We start from the raw sequence: 19,972 nt of genomic DNA, 5'->3' as shown, positions 1-19,972 counted from the left end.
TCTGAAGCAGAGGGCCCTCCGAAGGTGATCAGGGCGGATTGTCCAAAAGGCTCGGGATGATACCGGATGGGCGCAGGTGCAGTCCGGAAGTCCGGAGCGGCTCCGGCGCCCCGGACGCCTGGGCCGCGCGAAGGGGTCGCGCCGTCCGATATGCCGCACGGTGGGCGGCGTCCGGATGGTGACAGGGGACGTCAGATACTATCGCCAAGCGTCTGATTAGGTTAGTACTATATCTATGCCCTGGGCGGCTGGCATGGCTCCTGCCCGTAGGCCGCAGGGGCGACCCGCTGCAACAATAACGCCCCTGGAGGATTATCCTGAGAACATCCTGCGAGCCTGGCGCGGGCACGGTGTGCCCGCGTCCGTCCTCGTCGTCCGGGCGCCCACGAGGGCGTCCATGTCGGGAGAGAGAGACCATGCGCCTGACTGACAAGACTGCCTTGATTACCGGAGCAGGCCGCGGCATCGGCCGGGCCATCGCCGAGGCCTTCGCCCGTGAGGGCGCCCGCGTCGCCATCGCCGACCTCGACCACGCGGGCGCCGAGGCCGCGGCCCAGGCCATTCGCGACGCCGGCGGCGAGGCCATGGGCCTCGCGATGGACGTTACCGACGAGGACGCCGTCGAGAACGGCGTCACCCAGGTCGCGGAGACCTGGGGTGGCGTCGACATCGCCGTCGCCAACGCCGGCATCCAGCACATCGATCCGGTGGACCGCCTCGCCTTCGCCGACTGGCGCAAGGTGATCGCCGTGCATCTGGACGGGGGCTTTCTGGTAAGCCGCGCCTGCCTGCGCCGCATGTACGCCGGTGGCCGCGGCGGCACCATGCTGCTCATGGGCTCGGTCCACTCGAAGGAGGCCTCACCGCTGAAGAGCCCCTATGTCGCCGCCAAGCACGGCCTGCTCGGGCTCTGCCGCGCCATTGCCAAGGAGGGCGCGGAGCACGGCGTGCGGGCCAACCTCATCTGCCCCGGTTTCGTGCGCACGCCGCTGGTGGACAAGCAGATCCCCGAACAGGCCCGGGAGCTCGGCATCAGCGAGGAGTCGGTCATCCGGGACGTCATGCTCAAGCACACGGTGGACCAGGAGTTCACTACCCTTGAGGATGTGGCCGAGGTGGCCGTGCACCTGGCGGCGTTCCCCTCCGCGGCACTGACCGGCCAGTCGGTGGTGGTCAGTCACGGCTGGCACATGCAGTGAGGACAGGAGACCGATGAGCGAGGCAATCCTCTGGCAGCCCGACGAGCGCATGCGCCGCGACACCGGCATGGCGCGCTACATGGCATGGCTCGCGGCCGAGGGCTACGGCCGCTTCGACGACTGGAACGCACTCTACCGCTGGTCCATCAGCGAGCCCGAGGCGTTCTGGCGCTCGATCTGGCGCTATGCCGGGCTCGAGGCGCAGTCCCCGCCGGAGCGCATGCGCGACGACACGCCCATGCCGGGCACGCGCTGGTTACCCGGCGCGCGGCTGAATTTTGCGGCCAACCTCCTGCGCCATGCCGGCGGTGCCCTCGCCGAGCGCCCGGCGGTGACCGCCTACGCCGAGGGGCGAGAGCCGCTGCGGCGCACCGGCCGCGAGCTGCTGGCGGACGTCGGCGCAATCGAGGCGTGGCTGCGTGCCCAGGGGGTCGGCGTCGGCGACCGCGTGGCCGGCCTGGTGAGCAACGGCTACGAGGCCCTGGTCGCCATGCTGGCGACCACCAGCCTGGGCGCGATCTGGAGCTCCGCGTCCCCCGACTTCGGCGTGCAGGCGACCGAGGACCGCTTCGGCCAGATCGAGCCCACGGTGCTGGTGGCAGTCAACGGCTACGGCTACGGCGGCAAGCGCTTCCAGCGCGCCGAGCAGATCGCCGCCCTGCGCGAGCGCATGCCGAGTGTCCGGCGGGTGCTGGTCATTCGCCAGCTCGACGATGCGCCTCTCCCGGACGGCGAGCACTACGTGCCGTGGGACGAGGCCCTGGCCGCGCATCGCGGCAGCGAGCCCTCGTTCACCCCGCTGCCGGCGGACCACCCGGTCTACATCCTGTACTCCTCCGGGACCACCGGACGACCCAAGTGCATCGTCCACGGCGCCGGCAATCTGCTGCTCGGCCATGCGCGCGAGCTGCTGCTGCATGGCGACGTTCAGGCCGGGGACCGGTTTTTCTACTTCACCACCTGCGGCTGGATGATGTGGAACTGGCAGGCCTCGGCCCTGCTCGCCGGCGCCTCGCTGGTGGTCTACGACGGCTCCCCTGGCCACCCGGACGTCGGCATGCTCTGGCGCCTGGCGGCAGACGAGCGCCTGACCCACTTCGGCACCAGCGCCCGCTTCATCGCCGGCTGCCGCAAGGCGGCGATCACGCCCGGACGGGATCTGGACCTGGGGGCGTTGCGGGTGGTCTTCTCCACCGGCTCCCCGCTGCTACCCGAAGACTACGACTGGTTCTACGAGGCGGTGTCGCAGCAGGTGCTGCTCGGATCCATCGCCGGCGGCACCGACATCTGCGGCTGCTTCGTCGGCAGCAACCCGCTGCTGCCGGTGCGCCGCGGCGAGATCCAGAGCCCCTTCCTCGGCTGCGACGTCGTCGCCTACGACGACGACGGCAACCCGCTGCGGCACGAGCGGGGCGAGCTGGTCTGCCGCCAGCCGATTCCGAGCATGCCGGTGGCGTTCTGGAACGACCCCGACGGGGCCCGCTACCGCGGCGCCTACTTCGAGCGCTTCCCGGGGGTCTGGGCTCACGGCGATTTCGTGCGCTTCACCGAGAGCGGTGGGGCGGTCATCTACGGGCGGTCCGACGCCACGCTCAATCCGGGGGGGGTGCGCATCGGCACCGCCGAGATCTACCGCCAGGTCGAGACCATGCCGGAGATCGCGGACAGCATCGTCGCCGGCCGCCCTGTCGACGGCGACGTGGAGGTGGTCCTGCTGGTGGTGCCGGCCGAGGGCAAGCCGCTGGACGAGGAGCAGATCGCCACCCTCCGCCGGCGCATCCGCACCCAGGCCAGTCCGCGACACGTGCCCAAGCACATCCTGCAGGTGGACGACATCCCCTACACCCGCAGCGGCAAGAAGGTGGAGCTCGCCGTCGCGCGGCTGCTGCAGGGCGAGCGTGATGTCGGCAACCGCGGCTCGCTGGCGAACCCGGAGGCCATCGACCACCTGGTCGCGCGACTGGAGGCCGAGGGCCTGCTCGGCGGCTGAGCGGCCCGGACGGGGCAGCGCGCAACTCTCATCTAGCGGTCGCTGTCGCGGCGTCGGTACTCGCCCTCTATGGTACGGGGGTCACGACGGCCCCGATCGCCCTGCCCCCCGCCCGGACGCCCGGCGGGCCCGTAGACCACGTTGACCCGGCGCAGGGCGAACTGCACCAGCAGGCGGCGGGTCGGCGGCAGCAGACAGGCGAAGCCGATCACGTCCGTCGCGAAGCCCGGCGTCAGCAGCAGTGCCCCGCCCACCGCCAGGGCGACGGCCTCGAACAGCTCCAGCGCCGGAACATGGCCCTCGTCCAGGTTGCGGCGCGCGCGGGCCAGAGTATCCAGGCCCTGCTGGCGCAACAGCGCGCCGCCGACGGCCGCCGTCAGCACGCAGAGACCGATTGTGGGCAGGGCCCCGATGATCTGCCCCACCTCGATCAGGAGATAGATCTCCACCAGGGGCACGACCAGGAACAGCACCAGGAATACCGGCACGCACACCTCCTGCAGGCTCGGCGGCTCGGCCGCCATGGACTCCGGCGCGCAGTGTCCGCCCCCGGCCGGGTGCGGGCAAGCCTAGCCCGCCTATCTCACCGATTTGCGGCTGCGGGCGCGGATCTGGCGGGCAGGCCGGCGTTGCGCTCGGTCCGGGTGCTCGACGTACTGTCGAGTACGCCTGCGCGCCCGAACTCTCCCGCGCCTTGTCCTGCCCGCCATCTCCACGCCCTCGCTGCGCAGATCGGTGAGATAGGCGGGCTAGCCGACGAAGCGGCCCCAGAGGATCGCGCCCCAGACGAAGCCGGTCAGCAACAGGCTGAGCATCACCGCCGCCGAGCCGACATCCTTGGCCATGCCTGCAAGCTCATGGTGCTCGTGACCAACCCGGTCCACCACGGCCTCTACCCCCGTGTTCAGAAGCTCGGTGATCAGCACCACCATCACCACCACCACCAGCAGGCTGACCTCGACGGGATCGCGCCCCAGCCAGAAGGCCGCCGGCAGCAGCAGCAGCGCCAGCGCCACCTCCTGGCGGAAGGCGGATTCGCCCCGCCAGGCCAGACGTAACCCGCGCAGCGAATAGCCGGCGGCGTGGACGATGCGATCAAGGCCGGTGCGACCGGGTTTCACTGGGCCGTCTCCTTGCTCCGGGGCGGAATCGTGCGTTGCGAACGTTAGCATCGCCGCGGGCGCGCCACACGCCGACGGTCGGAGATGTGACCGCGCTCCGCGGGATGTGATCCAGTTCTTGGTCCGCCCGTCGATACAGGGAGCACAGTCGGAACACGTGACACATGCGGGGCGACGGGCTGCCCCGTTACCAGGGGGGAGGGAGCAGACTATGGCGTCGGCAGTCGAATCCGTCCAGGCTCAGGCCCGGGATCAGGAGCAGCCGCTCGAGGACGTGCTGCAGCGCGCCATCTTTCTGGCGTCGGTGCTCAGGCTCAAGCAGATGGGCGCGTGGCTGCGCCAGGAGCTGGAGGGCTTCGCCGACGGGGCCGAGGTACCCGCCTACCGGCGCAACATCGAGGGCACCCTCCTGGCCTGGATGCCCGCGAACGGCTGGGTGCAGGCGCCGATCTCCGAACAGATGGCCGCCGACGCTCACAGCCTCGACCTGCGCGATCCCTCGCCATCCCTGGAGCAGCAGGTGCGGCGCAACCGCCGGGCCGGCGGACTGCGCCTGGATCCGGACCCCGAGCGCGAGAAGGCGCTGCGGGCGCGCACCCAGCTGGACACCCGACTCACCTTCGCCGTCACCACCACCGAGCTGGCGGCGGTGCCGGAGAGCGTGCGCGAGATCATCGTGCTCTGGACTACCGATCTCCTGGATCTCGGCCTGGTTGGCGAGAACATGGTGTTCAGCCGCAACGAGCGCGACAGCGTCGCGCACCTGGACGAGTCCCTGGCCGACTACGCCGAACGCGCCCAGGGCCCGGCCCGGGAGCGGGCCGCCGCGCTGCGGGCACAGAAGGGCGGACTGCTCGGCCGCCTGTTCGGCCGCGCCTGAGTTCCTTTTCGCTGGCCAGAGGGAGGCAGACGCTCGCCCGGCCGGGATCACCCGGACCCGCACCCTCCCGGCGTCGGGCTTTCGGATGCGGCATGGCGCACAGGCCGATGGTGAGCCATCCCGCCATGCGACCGATGTTCGCGCGCACCCACTGGGGCCATCAGCGCCGTGCCCTGCGGCGGGGCATTACCGCCGCCATGCTCTACGCCGGCGGCAGCGAGCTCACTCACGGCACCATGCGGACCATGGCGGAGGTGCATAGCCGCCGCGGCCGCGCGCCCGTCGATCCCGAGCTCTATCAGTTCTGGATCGAGAGCCTCATCACCACGGTCGCCGAGTGTGATCCGCGCTACGCGCCCGAGCTCGAGCCGCGGTGGCGACAGGCCCTGCAGCCGATGATCGACGCCTTCATCGAGGCCTACTGACCACTGGTGCGGGGACCACCACGCAGGCTACGCTGCGCCCTGGAATCCACGCCAGGGAGCGGGCACTGCAGAGAAGGCCGTTGATGCGCATTGCTCCGCTCGTTGCCCTCGCCCTGTTGCTGCCCGGCTTCTCCGCCACGGCCGCGCAGGCCGACTTCCGTGCCTGCATCGGCGAGCTCCAGGAGCGCGCGCGGGAGCAGGGCCTCTCCGAGCCGGTCGTCACCGGGCTGCTCGGCGATGTCGAGCGCCTCGACCGCGTGATCGAGCTGGACCGGCAGCAGCCGGAATTCACCGCCTCGTTCGGCGACTACCTGAACCGGCGGGTGACCGAGGCCCGAATTCGCGAGGGCCGCGAAATGCTGGACAGGCACCGCGACCTGCTCCAGGCGGTGGAGCGCGAGTACGCCGTGCCGGCCCGCTACCTGGTCGCCATCTGGGGGCTTGAGACCAACTACGGCAGCTACACCGGCGACTTGTCCACGCTGGACGCCCTCGCCACCCTCGCCTGCGACCGCCGGCGCGGCAGCTACTTCGGCAACGAGCTGCTCGCCGCGCTCACCCTGGTGGACCGCGATGCGGTGACCAGCGATCAGCTCCGCGGCTCCTGGGCCGGTGCCCTCGGCAACTTCCAGTTCATGCCTTCGGTCTACGAGCGCTACGCCGTCGATCGCGACGGTGACGGTCGCGCCGATCTGTGGAACAGCATTGCCGACGCCGCGGCCTCGGCCGCCCGCTTCCTGAACGCCCTGGGCTGGCAGTACGGCGAGCGCTGGGGCCGCGAGGTGCGCCTGCCCGACGACTTCGACTACGCCGCCGCCGAGCGCCGCCGGCCGGTCTCGGCCTGGGCCGCGGACGGCGTACGCCGGGCTGATGGCGGCCCGCTGCCCGATGCGGCGCTGGAGGGCCGCATCATCGTGCCCGCCGGGCACCGCGGCCCCGCGTTCCTGGTCTACGAGAACTTTGACGTCATCATGGGCTGGAACCCATCGCGCTTCTATGCGCTGGCGGTGGGACACCTCGCGGACCGCCTGGTCGGCGCCCCGTCGCTGCACCAGCCGCCCCCCGAAGAGCCGCCGCTGCGCATCGATACCCTGCGCACGGTGCAGGCTCGCCTCAACGAGCGCGGCTACGACAGCGGCGAGCCCGACGGGCGTCTCGGCCCGGCAACCCGGAGCGCCCTGCGCCGCTTTCAGGAGGAAGAGGGCCTGGTAGCCGACGGCCATCCGGGGCCCAGCACACTGCAGGCACTCGGGGTCGCGCGCCGGTAGTACCTGCGGGCCATCGTGCCGCGGCACGCCGTCCGGACTCGCCGCGCGCTATGGGGCTGCGCGCCGGGCCGGCGTATGATAGCGCCGGCACGACGGCACGCACCGCCAGCCGTGATGGATTCCTCCATGCGAGAGTCGCTCCGCGACCTGTTCCGACACCCGCTGCGCCACGGGCGGGCGTGGCTGGATCGCCATCCGCGCCTTGCTAGGGTGATGACGCGCACGGGTTGCCTCAGCCTGCAGCGCTATGCGCTCGCCCGAGGGGTGGCGGTAGGCGTCTTCATCGGGCTCACGCCGACGGTGGGCATGCAGACGCTGCTCATGCTCGGCGCCTGTCTGCTCCTGCGAGCGAACTTTCCGGCTGCCTTCCTTGCCTCGTGGATCAGCAATCCCTTCACCATCGCGCCGATGTATTTCGCCTTCGGCGTGCTCGGCGAGATGCTCTTCCAGCCACTGTTCACGACCTTTATCGACGGATCCGACCTCGTCGAGAAGGCCGCGCTGGAGACGCTCTACGTCGCCCTCGGCAGCCTGCCCGTAGCCGCGCTGGGCGCGGCGCTTGGCTACCTGCTTTTCCTTTGGGCCTGGCTGACGTGGGCGCGCCGCCGACACGAGCGGCGGCGGCGCGGCGGCCGGTTCGCGAGCCCACGCTGACACCGCGCGCTGGGTCAAAGGCCGCTCGGGGGGCTACCATGGGGGAAATACGTCGATTCAGGAGGGAATCATGTGGAACGATCTGATCCGGCGCTGGCTTGATATGGCCTTCTGGTGGCTCCCAGGCCAGAGCACCCGGGAGGAGCGCCCAGCGAGGCACGATCAGGCAACGCCAGCCCGGGAGTCGCGCGAGGAACAGCGGCCGGCACAGGCAACGCGCCCCCAGGCCGCCCGGCAGCCGAAGGCCGACTCTGCGCCGGACGCCCCGGCCGAGTCCGAGCCAGCGGCGAAGCCCGAACCTGCCCCCAAGCCAGCCGCTGCGTCCGAACCCGAGGCGGCATCCAAACCCGAATCCGCACCCCGCCCGGAGCCCGCACCAGAGACCACCGCCTCCCCGGGCCGGGCTGACGATCTCACCGAGATCAAGGGCATTGGCGCAGCCATGCAGCAGCGGCTGAACGCCCACGGGATCCGCAGCTTCGCCGACCTTGCCGCCGCCGACCCGTACCGGCTACTCCGGCAGCTTAAGGAGGACAAGGCCGTCATTTCGGAGGCGCGGGTGAAGGAGTGGATTCAGACCGCGCAGGCGCGCCGAGACGGTTGAGCCCGCCCGGCGGAGGGGCCAGGGAGGCCCCCTGAGCGCCGTCTCAGGCGCCGCTGCCGCTGCCGGCCCGCTCGGCCGTATCGGGCATCGGCACCGCCGGCGCCGCCGCCCGGATCTCGGCACTGGCCTGGTCGGCATAGGCGGCGAAGTTCTCCTGGAAGCGGCGCGCCAGCTCAGCGGCCGCCTCACGGTAGGCGGCCACATCCGGCCAGGTGCTGGCAGGATCCAGAATCTCATCGGGCACGCCGGCACATTCCCGGGGCACCTGGAAGCCGAAAACCGGGTCCACCCGGACCGGGGCCTCCGCCAGGCTGCCGTCGTGGATGGCATCGATGATCGCGCGGGTGTAGGCGATGCTCATGCGCTCGCCGACGCCGCAGGGGCCACCGCTCCAGCCGGTGTTGACCAGCCAGACGTCGACCTCGTGTTCCCGGATCTTCTCTGCCAGCAGCTCGGCGTACACGGTGGGGTGCCAGACCAGAAAAGGCGCCCCGAAACAGGCCGAGAACGTGGCCTGCGGCTCGGTTACCCCCATCTCCGTGCCGGCAACCTTGGCCGTATAGCCACTGATGAAGTGGTACATCGCCTGTTCCGGGCTGAGTCGGCTCACCGGCGGGAGCACGCTGAAGGCATCACAGGTGAGGAAGATCACGTTGCGCGGGATGGCGCCGGTGCCCGGGATCTTGGCGTTCGCGATGTGGTTCACCGGGTAGGCGCAACGGGTGTTTTCGGTGATCGAGCCGTCGCCGAAGTCGACTTCGCCGCTGGCACGCTCGAAGGCGACATTCTCCAGCACGGCGCCAAAGCGGATGGCGGCGTGGATATCGGGCTCGGCCTCCGGCGAGAGGTCGATCACCTTGGCGTAGCAGCCGCCCTCGATGTTGAAGACGCCCTGCTCCGTCCAGCAGTGCTCATCGTCGCCGATGAGCCGCCGCCGCGGATCCGCGGAGAGTGTGGTCTTGCCGGTGCCGGAGAGACCGAAGAAGACGGAGACGTCGCCCTGGGGCCCCTCGTTTGCGGAGCAGTGCATCGACAGGATGCCCTGTTTCGGCATCAGGTAGTTCATCAGCGTGAACACGCCCTTCTTCATCTCCCCGGCGTACTCGGTGCCGAGGATCAGCAGCTCGCCCCGTTGCAGGTTCAGGCTCACGTGGGTGCCGGAATCGATGCCCGGGAGCTGGTCGTTGGCAGGCAGGCGGCCGGCGTTGATGATCACGTGGTCCGGGTCGCCGAAGGCAGCGAGCTCTTCGGCATTGGGGCGGATCAGCATGTTGCGCATGAACAGTGCATGGTACGGGCGCTCGCAGATCACGCGGATGCGCACCCGGTAGCGGGGGTCCCAGCCGGCGAAGCCGTCGACGACGTACAGCCGCTCGCGCGTGCTCAGGTAGTTGACCGCCTCGGCGCGGGCGATGGTGAAGGTGGCGTCGTCCATGGCCATGTTGACGGAACCCCACCAGACATCGTCATCGCTGCCGGCGTCGCTGATCAGGCGCTTGTCGCCAGGACTGCGGCCCGTCTTCTCGCCAGAGGAGGCGATCAGGGCCCCGGAGGTGGCGATGGCACTGCCGGCATCACGCTCGAGAGCCTCCTCGTAGAGCCGCGCGGCGGTGGCATTGCGAACTACCTGCGGGCCGGAGATCCCGTACGGGCTGAGGTCCAACGGTGTCATGGCGTCTACGTCTCTCCCCACAATCGATGACCGACTGTCACGCCCCGTGGCGCCGCCCTCTGGCCGTCATGTTGCCGGCTTCACCCTGGTGTCGCAATGTGTTTGACATTTCGTAATGCGGGATCCCGAGCGCCTGCATCCCCCCGTTGAGCCGAGGCCAGAGCACCGGGACGGCGCAGGATTGACCCCGGACCGCGCGCGGCCCGATGAGCGGCAGCGGCGAAGCGGCGTTATGATGCCGGCCGGCAACGGCGCTCCTGCCCCGCGTCGCGCCCGGCATGGCCGCGGCAGCGGCTCCGGGGCTCTGAGACCTGACAATGCGTCCGAAACGATTAGTCAGTGGGGGACGGCATGAACGATCGACAATACAAGGGCGCCGCCTCGGCAGGTTCGGAGACGACCCCCGAGGAACTGCTTGCCCCTTACCACGACCAGCGGGGTGGTCAGGTGGTCATCAGCGCCCTCCAGGGCAGCCGGTTCGCCAAGGAGGTCGCCGGCGATCACAACCCGATCCACGACGCCGACGCACCGCGCTTCTGTGTTCCGGGGGATCTGCTGTTCGGGCTGATCCTGCAGCGCTATGGGCTCTGCCGGCAGCTCAACCTCGCCTTTCGCGGCATGCTACGGGGTGACACACCGCTGCGCTTTCCGGCCGCCGCGGAGGATCGCCTTGCGGTGATCGATGCGGGCGGACGGCCGGTGGTGGACGTCGTGCGGGAAGGGGCACTGCCGGCCTCCCCGGCGGCCATTGCGGCGGTGATCCGGGGTTATGTGGCCTTCTCCGGGCGCAGCTTCCCGGAACTGCTGCATCCGCTGCTGGCCGCCGAGGGGGTGATGTTCAACACAGAGCGGCCTCTGGTGGTGTACGACAGCATGCGCCTGCGGCTGGACGAGACGCCATCCGCGGAGGCCCGCCTGACGCTGACCGACAGCCACCTGAGCGTGGCCGGTCGACGCGGCGATGCGCAGCTGACCTTTGCCATCCACGAGGGCGAGCGGCGCCTCGGCGAGGGGGCCAAGAACCTGGTGGTGAGCGGCCTGCGGCCGTATGACGCCGAGGCCATGGAGCGCATGGTGGCCGCCTTCGAGCGGCGGCAACGCCAGCGCTAGCCCGCACTACCTGTCAGTGAGCACCATGCGGTCGGACTGGCCGAGTGACACCTCGCGGCCGTCCACGGTGCGGAAACTGCGGTCGCCCACCTCCTTCCGGTAGACCTGATAGGTCGTGCGCTCGCCGCTGCGGCCGTCCACCACCTCGATGGTGACCACCTCATGGGCCTCGGACCACTGCAGATAGAAAGTGACGGTGGCACCGATCACCATGATCCCGAGCAGGGCCCAGCCCGCGATCGCCTGGGGTGACGGCCCCCGGCGCGGCGCGGACGGCGCCTGCCTGGCCGGCGCCCTGCGCCAGCGCACAATCAGCACGACGATCACGATGACCAGCGCAGTGAGCAGCAGCTGTCGGATCAAACTCGACTCCCGAGCCATGGGGCAGGACGATCAGCCCGCGACGTTATCACGGCGGTGGCCGTGCACGGCAGCGGCCGGCACGCTGCCTACCGGGCCACCGCGCGCCGGGCGTAGACGTCCCCCGAGCTGGCGTCGGCGAGCTCGCCGTGCAGTGCCTCCATCAGCGCTCCGGCGTCCAGCCAGTCGGCGTAGTGGAAACGCCGTCCTTCCCCGATGACAACGTTGTAGCGGTAGTCACCAAGGGCGCCCAACTGCTCGACACAGGCTCTGGCGACGTCGACGGAGCCCTGGACGAACTCGAATGACAGCGCCGGCAGCGGCTCGCTCAGCCCCGCCAGCACCTCCGCCTCGTAGCCCTCCACGTCCACCTTGCAGAAGGCGGGGCGCCCATGTTCGGCGATCAGTGCGTCCAGGGTCGTCACCGGCACCCGGATGCGATCCTCCCAGGTCACCCCGCGGAAGGTCGGGTTGGCGGCGCCGATGCCACGGCGCCAGTCGTGGGCCAGCGTGGAGACGGTGGGATTGGCGCGGCTTACGGCGAGCTCGGCGGTGCCTGGTGCCGCGCCGACGGCCTCCGGGCGCAGCATCACCGCCGGATGGCTGCCCAGACGGCGCCGGAGCCAGGCATACAGGGAGGGCTGCGGCTCCAGTGCGACCACCCGTGCACCCAGCCCCGCAAAGGCCAGGGTGCGATCGCCCAGGTGGGCGCCGACGTCGAAGACGAGCGCCCCCGGCGGCACCAGCCCGCGGTAGAGGCGACGCAGGCCGCGCTGACGCCCCGGCCGCCAGTAAATGGCCATGGAGCGGAGCAGGCCCAGCCTGCCCCGCCAGCCGCCGGCACCGGGCCACCGAGGCGGGCGATCGGACTGCGTGGTCATGACTTGCTCCCTCATTGCTTGCCGGCATACCCCGAGTCGAACGCGTCCCCGGGCCACGGTTCCCTGGACCCGGCAATTGGCAGCGTCGGTGCGGCCTGCCAAGCTGGCGGGCGAGGCTTTCCCGCAACGCGCACAGCGTGTATACCAGCAAGCGCCCGCAGGCCGAGGGGTGCGGGCGCCCAGAAGCCGAAGAACACAGCCGGAGGACGCCAGACATGTTCCGCAGGACCGTTTGCGCGGCGGTTGCCGCCTTGCTCGTGGCCGTGCCGGCCGTAGCCCAGCAGTACACCGTGAAGGTCACCGCCATCGTCGAGCACCCTGCCCTGGACGCGGTAAGGGCGGGCGCCCGCGAGGCCCTGGAGGCCCGCGGCTACGACGTCGGCGAGGACATCGACTGGGAGTTCCAGAGCGCCCAGGGCGACGTCGGCATCGCCGGGCAGATTGCCCGGACCTTCGTCGGCGAGTCTCCCGATGTGATACTGGCCATCGCGACACCCTCTGCCCAGGCCGCCGTCTCCGCGGCGCGGGGCCGGGTGCCGGTGATCTTCTCGGCGGTGACCGACCCGGTGGACGCACGCCTCGTGTCCTCGCTGGAGGCGCCCGGCGGCAATGTCACCGGCGTGTCGGACATGACCCCGGTGGACCGGCACATCGAGATGATGCTCGAGGCCATGCCGGGTCTGGAGCGCCTGGGCGTACCGTACAATCCCGGCGAGGCCAACGCCGCCGTGCTGGTGGAGCGCATCAAGGCGCTGGCCCCGGAGTACGGGCTCGAGGTGGTCACCGCCTCCGCGCCCTCGTCGGCCGACGTGCTCGCGGCGGCCCGCTCCCTCGTGGGCAAGGTGGATGCCATCTACGTCACCACCGACAATACCCTGATGAGCGCCTTCGAGTCCGTGGCCCAGGTGGGCATGGACGCGGACATCCCCGTCTTCGCCGCCGATACGTCCGTGGTCGAGCGCGGGGCGGCCGCAGCCGCCGGCTTCGACTATCACGACATCGGCCTGCAGACCGGGGACATCATCGCCCGGGTGCTGGAGGGTGAGGCGCCGGGCGAGATCCCGGTGCAGTTCGTTGACCGCACCCTCCTGCACGTCAATCTCGGGGCCGCCGCCGATATGGGGCTGGAGCTGCCGGCGGCATTCCTGGACGGCGCCGACCGCGTCATCGAGTAGGCTGCCGGCCCGGTGAGCGTCATCGCACTGCTGGGGGCCCTCGAGGCCGGACTGCTGTTCGGCCTCGTCGCCCTCGGCGTCTACCTGAGCTTCCGCGTCCTGCATTTCCCCGACCTGACGGTGGATGGCAGCCTGCCACTCGGCGCGGGTGTGGCGGCGACGCTGATCGTCAGCGGTGCCGATCCGTTCCTTGCCACCGCCGTGGCCTTCGTCGCGGGCGGGCTCGCCGGTCTGGTCACGGCCTGGCTCAACGTGCGTCTCGGCATCCTCAACCTGCTGGCGAGCATCCTCGTGATGATCTCGCTGCACACCGTCAACCTGCGCATCATGGGCAAGCCCAACGTTGCCCTGCTCGGCGAGCGCACCGTATTCACGCCCTTCGAGGCATTGCTGCCGCTGCCCTTCTTCTGGGTCACGCCTCTTATCCTGCTGGGGCTGCTCCTGGTCTCGGTCTGGCTGGTGCACCGCTTCCTCACCTCGGAGATCGGGCTCGCCATGCGCGCCACCGGCGCCAACCCGCGCATGGCCCGGGCCAACGGCGTGCGCACCGGTGCCATGACGCTGCTCGGCATCGCCCTCGCCAACGCCCTGGTGGCGCTGGCCGGTGCGCTGTTCGCGCAGATCCAGGGTGCCGCGGACATCACCATGGGCATTGGCACCATCGTCGTCGGGCTCGCCGCGGTGATCCTCGGCGAGGCGCTGCTCAGCCCACGGACCGTGCTGCTGGCGGCCCTCGGCTGCGTGCTCGGCTCGGTGGTCTACCGGCTGGCAGTGGCCGCCGCGCTCAACGCGGACTTTCTCGGCCTTCAGGCCCAGGATCTGAAGCTCATCACCGCCGTGCTCGTGGTGCTCGCCATGACCCTCCCCGGCCTGCGCGGCCGGCGCGCCCTGCGAGCCGCCCGCCAGCGCAGTGGCGGCACGGGGGGTGGCCGATGATCCGCGTCGAGCAGGCCCAAGTGACCTTCAACCCCGGCTCCGCCATAGAGACCCACGCCCTGCGCGGGCTCGATCTCGACATTCCCACCGGGCAGTTCGTCACCGTCATCGGCTCCAACGGCGCCGGGAAGTCGACCCTGCTCAACGTCCTGGCCGGGGAGACAGGCGTGGACAGCGGCCGCGTGCGCGTCGACGACCGCGACGTCACCGCCTGGCCCACGGCCCGCCGCGCTGCCCTGGTGGCGCGCGTGTTCCAGGACCCGATGGCCGGCACCTGCGAGGGCCTGACCATCGAGGAGAACCTCGCCATCGCCGCCGCCCGTGGCCGGCGCCGGGGTCTTTCCCGGGCGGTGGCGAGTGCGCGGCGCCGGCGCTTCCGGGAGCGGATCGCCGCGCTCAACCTCGGCCTCGAGCACCGGCTGGGCGACCGGATGGGCCTGCTCTCCGGCGGCCAGCGCCAGGCGGTGAGCCTGCTCATGGCGACGCTCAACCCGACCCGCATCCTGCTTCTCGACGAGCATACCGCCGCGCTCGATCCCCGCACCGCCGCGTTCGTGCTCAAGCTCACCGACGAGCTGGTCAGCGAGCTCGGTCTTACGACGCTCATGGTGACCCACTCCATGCGCCAGGCGCTGGACCACGGCGAGCGCACCGTGATGCTGCACGAAGGCCGCGTCGTGCTCGACGTGGCCGGCGAGCAGCGCCGGGGCATGGGGGTGGCGGACCTGCTGCATCTGTTCGAGCGGGTGCGCGGGGAGAGCGTCTCCGACGACGCCCTGCTCCTCGGCTGAGGCTCCAGCCCGCCTATCTCACCGATCCACGCCCGCAGCCGCGAATCGGTGAGATAGGCGGGCTAGAGGAACGGTAGCCACAGCAGGCCGGCGATCAGCACCGCGCCCAGGGCGGCGGCGACGGCGAGCCCCATGAGCCCGCCAGCGAGGGCCAGCACCAGCCCGCCCTTCACCGCGGTATTCGCCAGCGCCGCGATGACGATACCCCGGACAGCCACCGGCGCCGCCAGCTCGTCCCGCGCCAGGCGCCCCAGCGAGAGGGTAATGGCATCCACGTCGGTCAACCCCGAGAGCAGCGCGAGGGTATAGATGCCGGACTCCCCGAAGTAGCGCCGGGCCGCCTCGGCGGCAAGCATTACCACCGCCAGCAGGGCCGCGAACTGCAGGGCCGTCGTGAGCTCGAAGGGCCGTGCCGGCCCGCCACCGCCACGATCGGGTACGGCACGTGCGCGCATAGCTAGCCAGACCGCCGCCGCCGTGCCGACTGCGGTGAGGGTCAGCAGCGGCGCGAGCAGGGAGGGCACCAGGGCGCGGTTCACCGCCGCCACCTCCAGCAGCACGCGCGGAAACATCATCGTGCTCGCGATGACCACCGCGGCGGCCAGAAGCCGCTGCCGCTCGGGCGTCTGCCGGGCCGCACGTGCGAGCGCCAGGGTCAGGGCGGTGGAAGACGCGAGGCCCGCAAACAGCCCCGTGGCGAGCAGCCCGCGCCGTGGCCCGGCGATTCGCACCGCGAAGTGGCTGAAGAAACCGATGCCGCTGATCAGCACGACCATCAGCCACATCTCGCGGGGATTCAGCGCAGCCCACGGGCCGTAACCGCGGTCGGGCAGCACCGGCAGCACCACGATACTGATCAGCGCAAGCTGCAGGACCGCGCGCAGCTCGAGCTCGTCCAGCCGCCGCAGTGCGCCGTGCAGGACGTCCTTGCTGCCGAGCAGGCCGGCCGTCACCACCGCTCCGGCGGCGGCCACGGCGGGCTCACCCCGCACGGCGATGACGCCGAGCAGGTAGGTGACCACCACGGCCACCTCGGTGGTGACGCCGACATCGCCGCTGCGCTCGGCCTCCTGCTGGAATCCGCGCCAGAGCAGCGCCACCAGCGCAAGCAAGGCGGCTACCACGAGCCAGTCACCGAGACCGTCGGAAACCACACCGGCCAGCCCGCCCGCGAGTCCGACCAGGGCGAAGGTGCGGATGCCCGCAACACGCGCGCCCTCGTCGGCGTCGCGCAACCGCCAGCCACGTTCGAGCCCCACCAGCAGGCCGATCACGAGGGCGACACCGAGCTGGAGAAAATCCTGCTGCATGCGACTCCGCCGAAACCCCCGCGCGCCCGTTCTCTCCGGCACTCTGCGCGCCCGCGTCCTGCTCGGGCAAGTTGCGGCCGGTCTCGGGAGCCCGGTGTGAGACGGCGCCCCACGGAGACGCTACACTGCGGGTGTTCGGTGCACGGAGTCGCCGCACGGAGGCATGTCATGGCCAGACTGCTGATCGCCCTCACCCTCGCCCTGCTGCTCCCTGCCGCCGCGAGCGCCGCGACGCCGGTGATGCGCGCCCACCCGGTCAGCTACGAGCTGGCGCGGCTTGGTAATGACGGCGGCGAAACCATCGCCGCCGGCGAGGCCCTGCTGCGCGAGGGGCGCACGGAAGTGCTGGAGCCGGAGGCTGCGGGCCAGGCCTCGCAGCTGCGCATCGCCCTCACCGCCAGCCCGAGCCAGGACGCTGATCCGGGGCTGATCATCGACGCCGAGGTCAGCATGCGCATCGCCGAGGGCACCCGACGCGCGCGCATCGGCGACAGCGGCGAGAGCTTCATCGAGGCACCCCGCACCCGGGAAGTCCGTTTCGCCAATCGCAGCTGGCGCCGCTCCCCGGACCCGGCTCCGATACGGGTGACCCACGAGGACCAGGACCAGCGCTACCGCCTGACCCTGCGCTTCCGGGACTGAAACTCGGCCCCCCGCTCCCGTTGTCACAGTCACCGGCACCGGCGTGGCTCCAGCCCGGCGCGGCCCGGCCGTGCCCGGGTCGGGGCTCCCACTCCGCACGGTCGTGACCATCGGGGAGCACTTGCATGCAGGACCGCCGCTCGCCCCGCCTCTCCCGCCGCCAGCTGCTGGGTGGCCTCGCCTGGCTGGCCGCGCCGCCGCTACTTCGCCCGCTGGCGGCGGCAGCGCATCGCCGGACCATTCCTGCCAGCGGCGAGACGGTGCCTGCCGTCGGCATGGGCACCTGGATCACCTTCAATGTCGGCAACGACACGGCGTTGCGTAACGAGCGCACCGAAGTGCTGCGGGCATTCTTCGAGCACGGCGGCGGGATGATCGACTCCTCGCCCATGTACGGCTCCTCGGAGGCAGTGGTGGGTTACGGCCTGGAGCGCCTCGGCTATCCGTCCGGACTGTTCTCGGCGACCAAGGTCTGGAGCTGGACCGGTGGCGGCGAGGAGCAGATTGCCGAATCCCTCGACCTCTGGGGCCTGTCGCGGCTCGATCTGGAGCAGGTGCACAACCTCGTGGACTGGCAGTCGCACCTGCCGATGCTGCGCGAGCAGCGCGAGGCGGGGCGCATCCGGTACATCGGGGTCACCACCTCCCACGGTCGGCGACATGCGGAGCTCGAGCGCATCATGCGCCGGGAGCCGCTGGACTTCGTCCAGCTCACCTATAACATCCTCGACCGCGAGGCCGAGGAACGGCTGCTGCCCCTGGCCGCCGACCGCGGCATCGCCGTGATTGCCAACCGCCCGTTTCGTCGCAAGGCGCTGATCCGTCGATTCGAGGGCCGGCCGCTGCCCGACTGGGCGGGCGAGATCAGCGTCAGCAACTGGCCGCAGTTTCTGCTCAAGTTCATCATTTCGCACCCGGTGGTCACCTGCGCCATCCCGGCGACCACCCGTGTCGACCACATGCGCGAGAACATGGGTGCGCTGGACGGCCCACTGCCGGACGCTGAGCTGCGCGCGCGCATGGCGCGCTACGTCAGTTAGTCGGCCGCCGCTGACCCGCAGGGGGTGAATGCGATGCTGCCGTACACGGCAGAGGTGCTGGATGCCCTGCTGGCGGACTATCACGCCGCCATCGCACCGCTGCGGGTCATCGGCTGGCTGCTGACCGCCATCGCGCTCGCCCTCGCCTGGCGCGGAGGCCCGACGGGCTGGCGCGGGAGCTGTGCGGTGCTGGCGGCGGGCTGGCTCTGGACCGGCATCGCCTTTCACTATGAGCGATTCGCCGTCCTCAACTTCGCCGCTCCGGCCTATGCGGGCCTGTTCGGACTCCAGGCGGCGCTGCTGCTCGTCACCGGCGCGCTCGCCGGGCGCCCCGGGACCAGCGCTCGGGGCGCCCTCGCCTGGATCGGTCTCGCGGTGGCCGCTTTCGCCCTGCTGGGCCAGCCGGCGCTGGCCGCGGCGCTGGGCGCCAGCTGGCAGGCCGTGCCGATGGCCGGCACCGCGCCGACGCCCACCGCCCTGGCCACCCTGGGCATCCTGCTGCTGGCAGCGCGCACGCCGATCCACCTCTGCCTGCTCCCTGCCCTCTGGGGGCTTATCGCCGGCGCGAGCGGCTGGATCCTCGGCATGCCCCGTGAGCTTCCCCTCGCCCTGGTAGCGCTGGCGCTGCCCGGCCTGCTCTGGTGGCAGCGCCGAAGCCGCCCGGAGCGCAAGCGGTGAGCTATCCTTGGCACAGGAAGAATCACACGACGTCCCCCGGGCGTGGTGTTTCGCACGGCGAAAAAGGAGTGCCGTTATGTCTGCATTGCATCCCCGTTCCCTGCTGCTTGTCTCGGCCGTGACGCTGGGCCTCGTCGCTGCCTCCAGCGCCGGCGCAGCCGAGGCCGACGCCACGGCCACGCTCATGGGCCGCGACGGCGCAACGCTTGGCACCGTCAGCATCCACCAGGGTCCGGCCGGACTGGCGCTGACCATCGAGGCGGAGAACATGCCGCCGGGGCCGAAGGCGATCCATATCCACGCCGTCGGCGACTGCTCCGACGGCGAGGAGGGTTTCCAGGCGTCCGGCGGTCACGTCAACCCGGACGGTCACCAGCACGGCTTCCTCAACAGCGACGGACCCGATGCCGGCGACCTGCCGAATTTCTACGTCCACGAGGACGGCACCGCCTGGGCGCAGATGTTCAACGAGCGGGCAAGCCTCGACGGCAGCGTCGGCGTGGAGCTGCTGGATGCGGATGGCGCCGCGCTGGTGGTGCACGAAAACCCGGATGACCACATGACCCAGCCCATCGGCGGTGCCGGCGGGCGCATTGCCTGCGGCGTGATCGAGGGCTAAAGGGGAGGACGGTCCATGCAGGCGAGCCATCCGCTGCGACCGGTCACCGGCTTCGCTGCCGGGGCACTGTCGGTGCTGGTTTTCCATCAGCTGACCCTGGCGGTGCTCCATGCCGCCGGGGTGGCGCCCTTCGCCCCCTACTCGCTGGACCCTGTCCCGCCTCTGGGCGTGCCGCGGTTCGTCTCGGCGGCGTTCTGGGGCGGGGTCTGGGGCATCGTCTTTGCCCTGGTGGATGGCCGGTTCCCTCCGGCGCGCTACTGGCTCACCGCGTTCGCCTTTGGCGCCATCCTGCCGAGCCTGGTGGCGCTGTTCGTGGTCGTCCCGCTGAAAGGTGGCCCGGTGGGCGCCGGCTTCGACCCCATGATCTGGATCACCGCCCTGATCATCAACGGCGCCTGGGGCCTCGGCACGGGTCTCGGCCTGCGCATCCTGCCGGGCGGCGGTGGTTCGACCTATTGAACCGGTCCGCGAGCTGACGGCGCGTGCCGGCACCCGCCGGCGGCGGATGCCGGCCTCTCGAGGGCGGGCAAGGACTTTCGGCGCGGTGCCGGGGCTGATCGTGCCCTGAGGGGAAAGAAACGGCGCCATCCGCCCGCTGCGGATGGCGCCCTGCCAGA

Annotated in this window: 22 protein-coding genes; 16 read left to right on the top strand and 6 right to left on the bottom strand. The window is 70.8% G+C overall.

Annotated features, from left to right (window positions below; all coding sequences use genetic code 11):
• The first annotated feature begins 416 nt into the window (after positions 1–416).
• The gene (locus LMH63_RS11015) at positions 417–1,199 is read left to right on the top strand and encodes a 3-hydroxybutyrate dehydrogenase (RefSeq protein WP_109675584.1); all 783 of its coding nucleotides are present in this window, start codon (positions 417–419) and stop codon (positions 1,197–1,199) included.
• 13 nt (positions 1,200–1,212) lie between these two features.
• The gene (locus LMH63_RS11010) at positions 1,213–3,189 is read left to right on the top strand and encodes an acetoacetate--CoA ligase (RefSeq protein ID WP_109675582.1); all 1,977 of its coding nucleotides are present in this window, start codon (positions 1,213–1,215) and stop codon (positions 3,187–3,189) included.
• 32 nt (positions 3,190–3,221) lie between these two features.
• Here LMH63_RS11010 and LMH63_RS11005 read toward each other — a convergent pair whose 3' ends face one another.
• Together LMH63_RS11005 and LMH63_RS11000 are read right to left on the bottom strand one after the other, a co-directional pair.
• Positions 3,222–3,713: an FxsA family protein gene (locus LMH63_RS11005; RefSeq protein ID WP_229332564.1), complete on the bottom strand. Its 492-nt coding sequence runs from the start codon at positions 3,711–3,713 to the stop codon at positions 3,222–3,224.
• Between the two features lie 225 nt (positions 3,714–3,938).
• A complete protein-coding gene (locus tag LMH63_RS11000; protein ID WP_229332563.1) occupies positions 3,939–4,310 on the bottom strand; it encodes a diacylglycerol kinase in 372 nt (123 codons plus the stop codon).
• Positions 4,311–4,521: 211 nt separating this feature from the next.
• Between LMH63_RS11000 and LMH63_RS10995 the strand changes: the two genes are divergently transcribed.
• From LMH63_RS10995 to LMH63_RS10975, 5 genes are all read left to right on the top strand, one after another.
• Positions 4,522–5,190 (top strand): AbiTii domain-containing protein, encoded by a 669-nt coding sequence (locus LMH63_RS10995; RefSeq protein ID WP_109675578.1) that lies wholly within the window; start codon positions 4,522–4,524, stop codon positions 5,188–5,190.
• 92 nt (positions 5,191–5,282) lie between these two features.
• The gene (locus LMH63_RS10990; RefSeq protein ID WP_146205157.1) at positions 5,283–5,615 is read left to right on the top strand and encodes a globin; all 333 of its coding nucleotides are present in this window, start codon (positions 5,283–5,285) and stop codon (positions 5,613–5,615) included.
• A gap of 83 nt (positions 5,616–5,698) precedes the next feature.
• A complete protein-coding gene (locus LMH63_RS10985; protein ID WP_109675574.1) occupies positions 5,699–6,883 on the top strand; it encodes a lytic murein transglycosylase in 1,185 nt (394 codons plus the stop codon).
• A 126-nt stretch (positions 6,884–7,009) separates the two neighbouring features.
• Positions 7,010–7,537: a DUF2062 domain-containing protein gene (locus tag LMH63_RS10980; protein ID WP_109675572.1), complete on the top strand. Its 528-nt coding sequence runs from the start codon at positions 7,010–7,012 to the stop codon at positions 7,535–7,537.
• Between the two features lie 70 nt (positions 7,538–7,607).
• Complete coding sequence (locus LMH63_RS10975; protein ID WP_109675570.1) at positions 7,608–8,141, top strand: DUF4332 domain-containing protein; 534 nt, start codon at positions 7,608–7,610, stop codon at positions 8,139–8,141.
• Between the two features lie 43 nt (positions 8,142–8,184).
• On the opposite strand, the gene pckA is transcribed toward LMH63_RS10975, so the two are convergent.
• Positions 8,185–9,813, bottom strand: coding sequence for a phosphoenolpyruvate carboxykinase (ATP) (gene pckA / locus LMH63_RS10970; protein ID WP_109675568.1), 1,629 nt, complete (start codon positions 9,811–9,813; stop codon positions 8,185–8,187).
• 351 nt (positions 9,814–10,164) lie between these two features.
• Here pckA and LMH63_RS10965 point away from each other — a divergent pair, with 351 nt between their 5' ends.
• Positions 10,165–10,923 (top strand): DUF3581 family protein, encoded by a 759-nt coding sequence (locus LMH63_RS10965; protein ID WP_199225563.1) that lies wholly within the window; start codon positions 10,165–10,167, stop codon positions 10,921–10,923.
• A 6-nt stretch (positions 10,924–10,929) separates the two neighbouring features.
• On the opposite strand, the gene LMH63_RS10960 is transcribed toward LMH63_RS10965, so the two are convergent.
• On the bottom strand, positions 10,930–11,286 hold the full coding sequence (locus LMH63_RS10960; RefSeq protein WP_109675565.1) for a hypothetical protein: 357 nt from the start codon (positions 11,284–11,286) through the stop codon (positions 10,930–10,932).
• A gap of 86 nt (positions 11,287–11,372) precedes the next feature.
• The gene (locus LMH63_RS10955; RefSeq protein ID WP_109675563.1) at positions 11,373–12,164 is read right to left on the bottom strand and encodes an FkbM family methyltransferase; all 792 of its coding nucleotides are present in this window, start codon (positions 12,162–12,164) and stop codon (positions 11,373–11,375) included.
• A gap of 215 nt (positions 12,165–12,379) precedes the next feature.
• On the opposite strand from LMH63_RS10955, the gene LMH63_RS10950 reads away from it, so the two are divergent.
• The 3 genes from LMH63_RS10950 to LMH63_RS10940 are packed head-to-tail and all read left to right on the top strand — an operon-like array spanning position 12,380 to position 15,066.
• Positions 12,380–13,339, top strand: a complete 960-nt coding sequence (locus LMH63_RS10950; RefSeq protein ID WP_109675561.1) for an ABC transporter substrate-binding protein — start codon at positions 12,380–12,382, stop codon at positions 13,337–13,339.
• 12 nt (positions 13,340–13,351) lie between these two features.
• Entirely contained in the window at positions 13,352–14,275 is a 924-nt protein-coding gene (locus LMH63_RS10945) for an ABC transporter permease (RefSeq protein WP_109675559.1), read from the top strand.
• Positions 14,272–15,066 carry an ABC transporter ATP-binding protein gene (locus LMH63_RS10940; RefSeq protein ID WP_109675557.1) on the top strand — a complete coding sequence of 265 codons (795 nt, stop codon included), beginning with the start codon at positions 14,272–14,274 and terminating at the stop codon, positions 15,064–15,066. Before LMH63_RS10945 ends, LMH63_RS10940 begins: the two co-directional genes overlap by 4 nt.
• 62 nt (positions 15,067–15,128) lie before the next feature.
• Here the strand turns inward: LMH63_RS10940 and LMH63_RS10935 are convergent, their stop codons facing one another.
• Positions 15,129–16,376, bottom strand: a complete 1,248-nt coding sequence (locus tag LMH63_RS10935; RefSeq protein WP_109675556.1) for an MgtC/SapB family protein — start codon at positions 16,374–16,376, stop codon at positions 15,129–15,131.
• A gap of 168 nt (positions 16,377–16,544) precedes the next feature.
• Here LMH63_RS10935 and LMH63_RS10930 point away from each other — a divergent pair, with 168 nt between their 5' ends.
• The 5 genes from LMH63_RS10930 to LMH63_RS10910 all read left to right on the top strand — a co-directional run bounded on the left by LMH63_RS10930 (position 16,545) and on the right by LMH63_RS10910 (position 19,814).
• Complete coding sequence (locus tag LMH63_RS10930; RefSeq protein ID WP_109675554.1) at positions 16,545–17,018, top strand: hypothetical protein; 474 nt, start codon at positions 16,545–16,547, stop codon at positions 17,016–17,018.
• A gap of 125 nt (positions 17,019–17,143) precedes the next feature.
• Positions 17,144–18,058 carry an aldo/keto reductase gene (locus LMH63_RS10925; protein WP_109675552.1) on the top strand — a complete coding sequence of 305 codons (915 nt, stop codon included), beginning with the start codon at positions 17,144–17,146 and terminating at the stop codon, positions 18,056–18,058.
• A 33-nt stretch (positions 18,059–18,091) separates the two neighbouring features.
• Positions 18,092–18,736, top strand: a complete 645-nt coding sequence (locus LMH63_RS10920) for a DUF6064 family protein (RefSeq protein ID WP_109675550.1) — start codon at positions 18,092–18,094, stop codon at positions 18,734–18,736.
• A gap of 76 nt (positions 18,737–18,812) precedes the next feature.
• The gene (locus LMH63_RS10915) at positions 18,813–19,355 is read left to right on the top strand and encodes a superoxide dismutase family protein (RefSeq protein WP_109675548.1); all 543 of its coding nucleotides are present in this window, start codon (positions 18,813–18,815) and stop codon (positions 19,353–19,355) included.
• 15 nt (positions 19,356–19,370) lie between these two features.
• Entirely contained in the window at positions 19,371–19,814 is a 444-nt protein-coding gene (locus LMH63_RS10910) for a hypothetical protein (RefSeq protein ID WP_109675546.1), read from the top strand.
• The last annotated feature ends 158 nt before the right edge of the window (positions 19,815–19,972 follow it).

The sequence above is a fragment of the Spiribacter halobius genome (genome assembly GCF_020883455.1).
GTDB lineage: Bacteria > Pseudomonadota > Gammaproteobacteria > Nitrococcales > Nitrococcaceae > Sediminicurvatus > Sediminicurvatus halobius.
The sequence above is the reverse complement of the archived record's forward strand: the minus strand, read 5'-3'. Positions and strand labels throughout refer to the sequence as shown.

What these genes read in the sequence shown, in the direction of transcription:
- pckA (WP_109675568.1), bottom strand. Translation starts at nt 9,813, where the DNA reads ATGACACCGTTGGACCTCAGCCCGTACGGGATCTCCGGCCCGCAGGTA.
- LMH63_RS10980 (WP_109675572.1), top strand. Translation starts at nt 7,010, where the DNA reads ATGCGAGAGTCGCTCCGCGACCTGTTCCGACACCCGCTGCGCCACGGG.
- LMH63_RS11005 (WP_229332564.1), bottom strand. Translation starts at nt 3,713, where the DNA reads ATGGCGGCCGAGCCGCCGAGCCTGCAGGAGGTGTGCGTGCCGGTATTC.
- LMH63_RS11010 (WP_109675582.1), top strand. Translation starts at nt 1,213, where the DNA reads ATGAGCGAGGCAATCCTCTGGCAGCCCGACGAGCGCATGCGCCGCGAC.
- LMH63_RS10935 (WP_109675556.1), bottom strand. Translation starts at nt 16,376, where the DNA reads ATGCAGCAGGATTTTCTCCAGCTCGGTGTCGCCCTCGTGATCGGCCTG.
- LMH63_RS10940 (WP_109675557.1), top strand. Translation starts at nt 14,272, where the DNA reads ATGATCCGCGTCGAGCAGGCCCAAGTGACCTTCAACCCCGGCTCCGCC.
- LMH63_RS10915 (WP_109675548.1), top strand. Translation starts at nt 18,813, where the DNA reads ATGTCTGCATTGCATCCCCGTTCCCTGCTGCTTGTCTCGGCCGTGACG.
- LMH63_RS10930 (WP_109675554.1), top strand. Translation starts at nt 16,545, where the DNA reads ATGGCCAGACTGCTGATCGCCCTCACCCTCGCCCTGCTGCTCCCTGCC.
- LMH63_RS10925 (WP_109675552.1), top strand. Translation starts at nt 17,144, where the DNA reads ATGCAGGACCGCCGCTCGCCCCGCCTCTCCCGCCGCCAGCTGCTGGGT.
- LMH63_RS10910 (WP_109675546.1), top strand. Translation starts at nt 19,371, where the DNA reads ATGCAGGCGAGCCATCCGCTGCGACCGGTCACCGGCTTCGCTGCCGGG.
- LMH63_RS10975 (WP_109675570.1), top strand. Translation starts at nt 7,608, where the DNA reads ATGTGGAACGATCTGATCCGGCGCTGGCTTGATATGGCCTTCTGGTGG.
- LMH63_RS10965 (WP_199225563.1), top strand. Translation starts at nt 10,165, where the DNA reads ATGAACGATCGACAATACAAGGGCGCCGCCTCGGCAGGTTCGGAGACG.
- LMH63_RS10950 (WP_109675561.1), top strand. Translation starts at nt 12,380, where the DNA reads ATGTTCCGCAGGACCGTTTGCGCGGCGGTTGCCGCCTTGCTCGTGGCC.
- LMH63_RS10985 (WP_109675574.1), top strand. Translation starts at nt 5,699, where the DNA reads ATGCGCATTGCTCCGCTCGTTGCCCTCGCCCTGTTGCTGCCCGGCTTC.
- LMH63_RS10920 (WP_109675550.1), top strand. Translation starts at nt 18,092, where the DNA reads ATGCTGCCGTACACGGCAGAGGTGCTGGATGCCCTGCTGGCGGACTAT.
- LMH63_RS10990 (WP_146205157.1), top strand. Translation starts at nt 5,283, where the DNA reads ATGGCGCACAGGCCGATGGTGAGCCATCCCGCCATGCGACCGATGTTC.
- LMH63_RS10995 (WP_109675578.1), top strand. Translation starts at nt 4,522, where the DNA reads ATGGCGTCGGCAGTCGAATCCGTCCAGGCTCAGGCCCGGGATCAGGAG.
- LMH63_RS11015 (WP_109675584.1), top strand. Translation starts at nt 417, where the DNA reads ATGCGCCTGACTGACAAGACTGCCTTGATTACCGGAGCAGGCCGCGGC.
- LMH63_RS10955 (WP_109675563.1), bottom strand. Translation starts at nt 12,164, where the DNA reads ATGACCACGCAGTCCGATCGCCCGCCTCGGTGGCCCGGTGCCGGCGGC.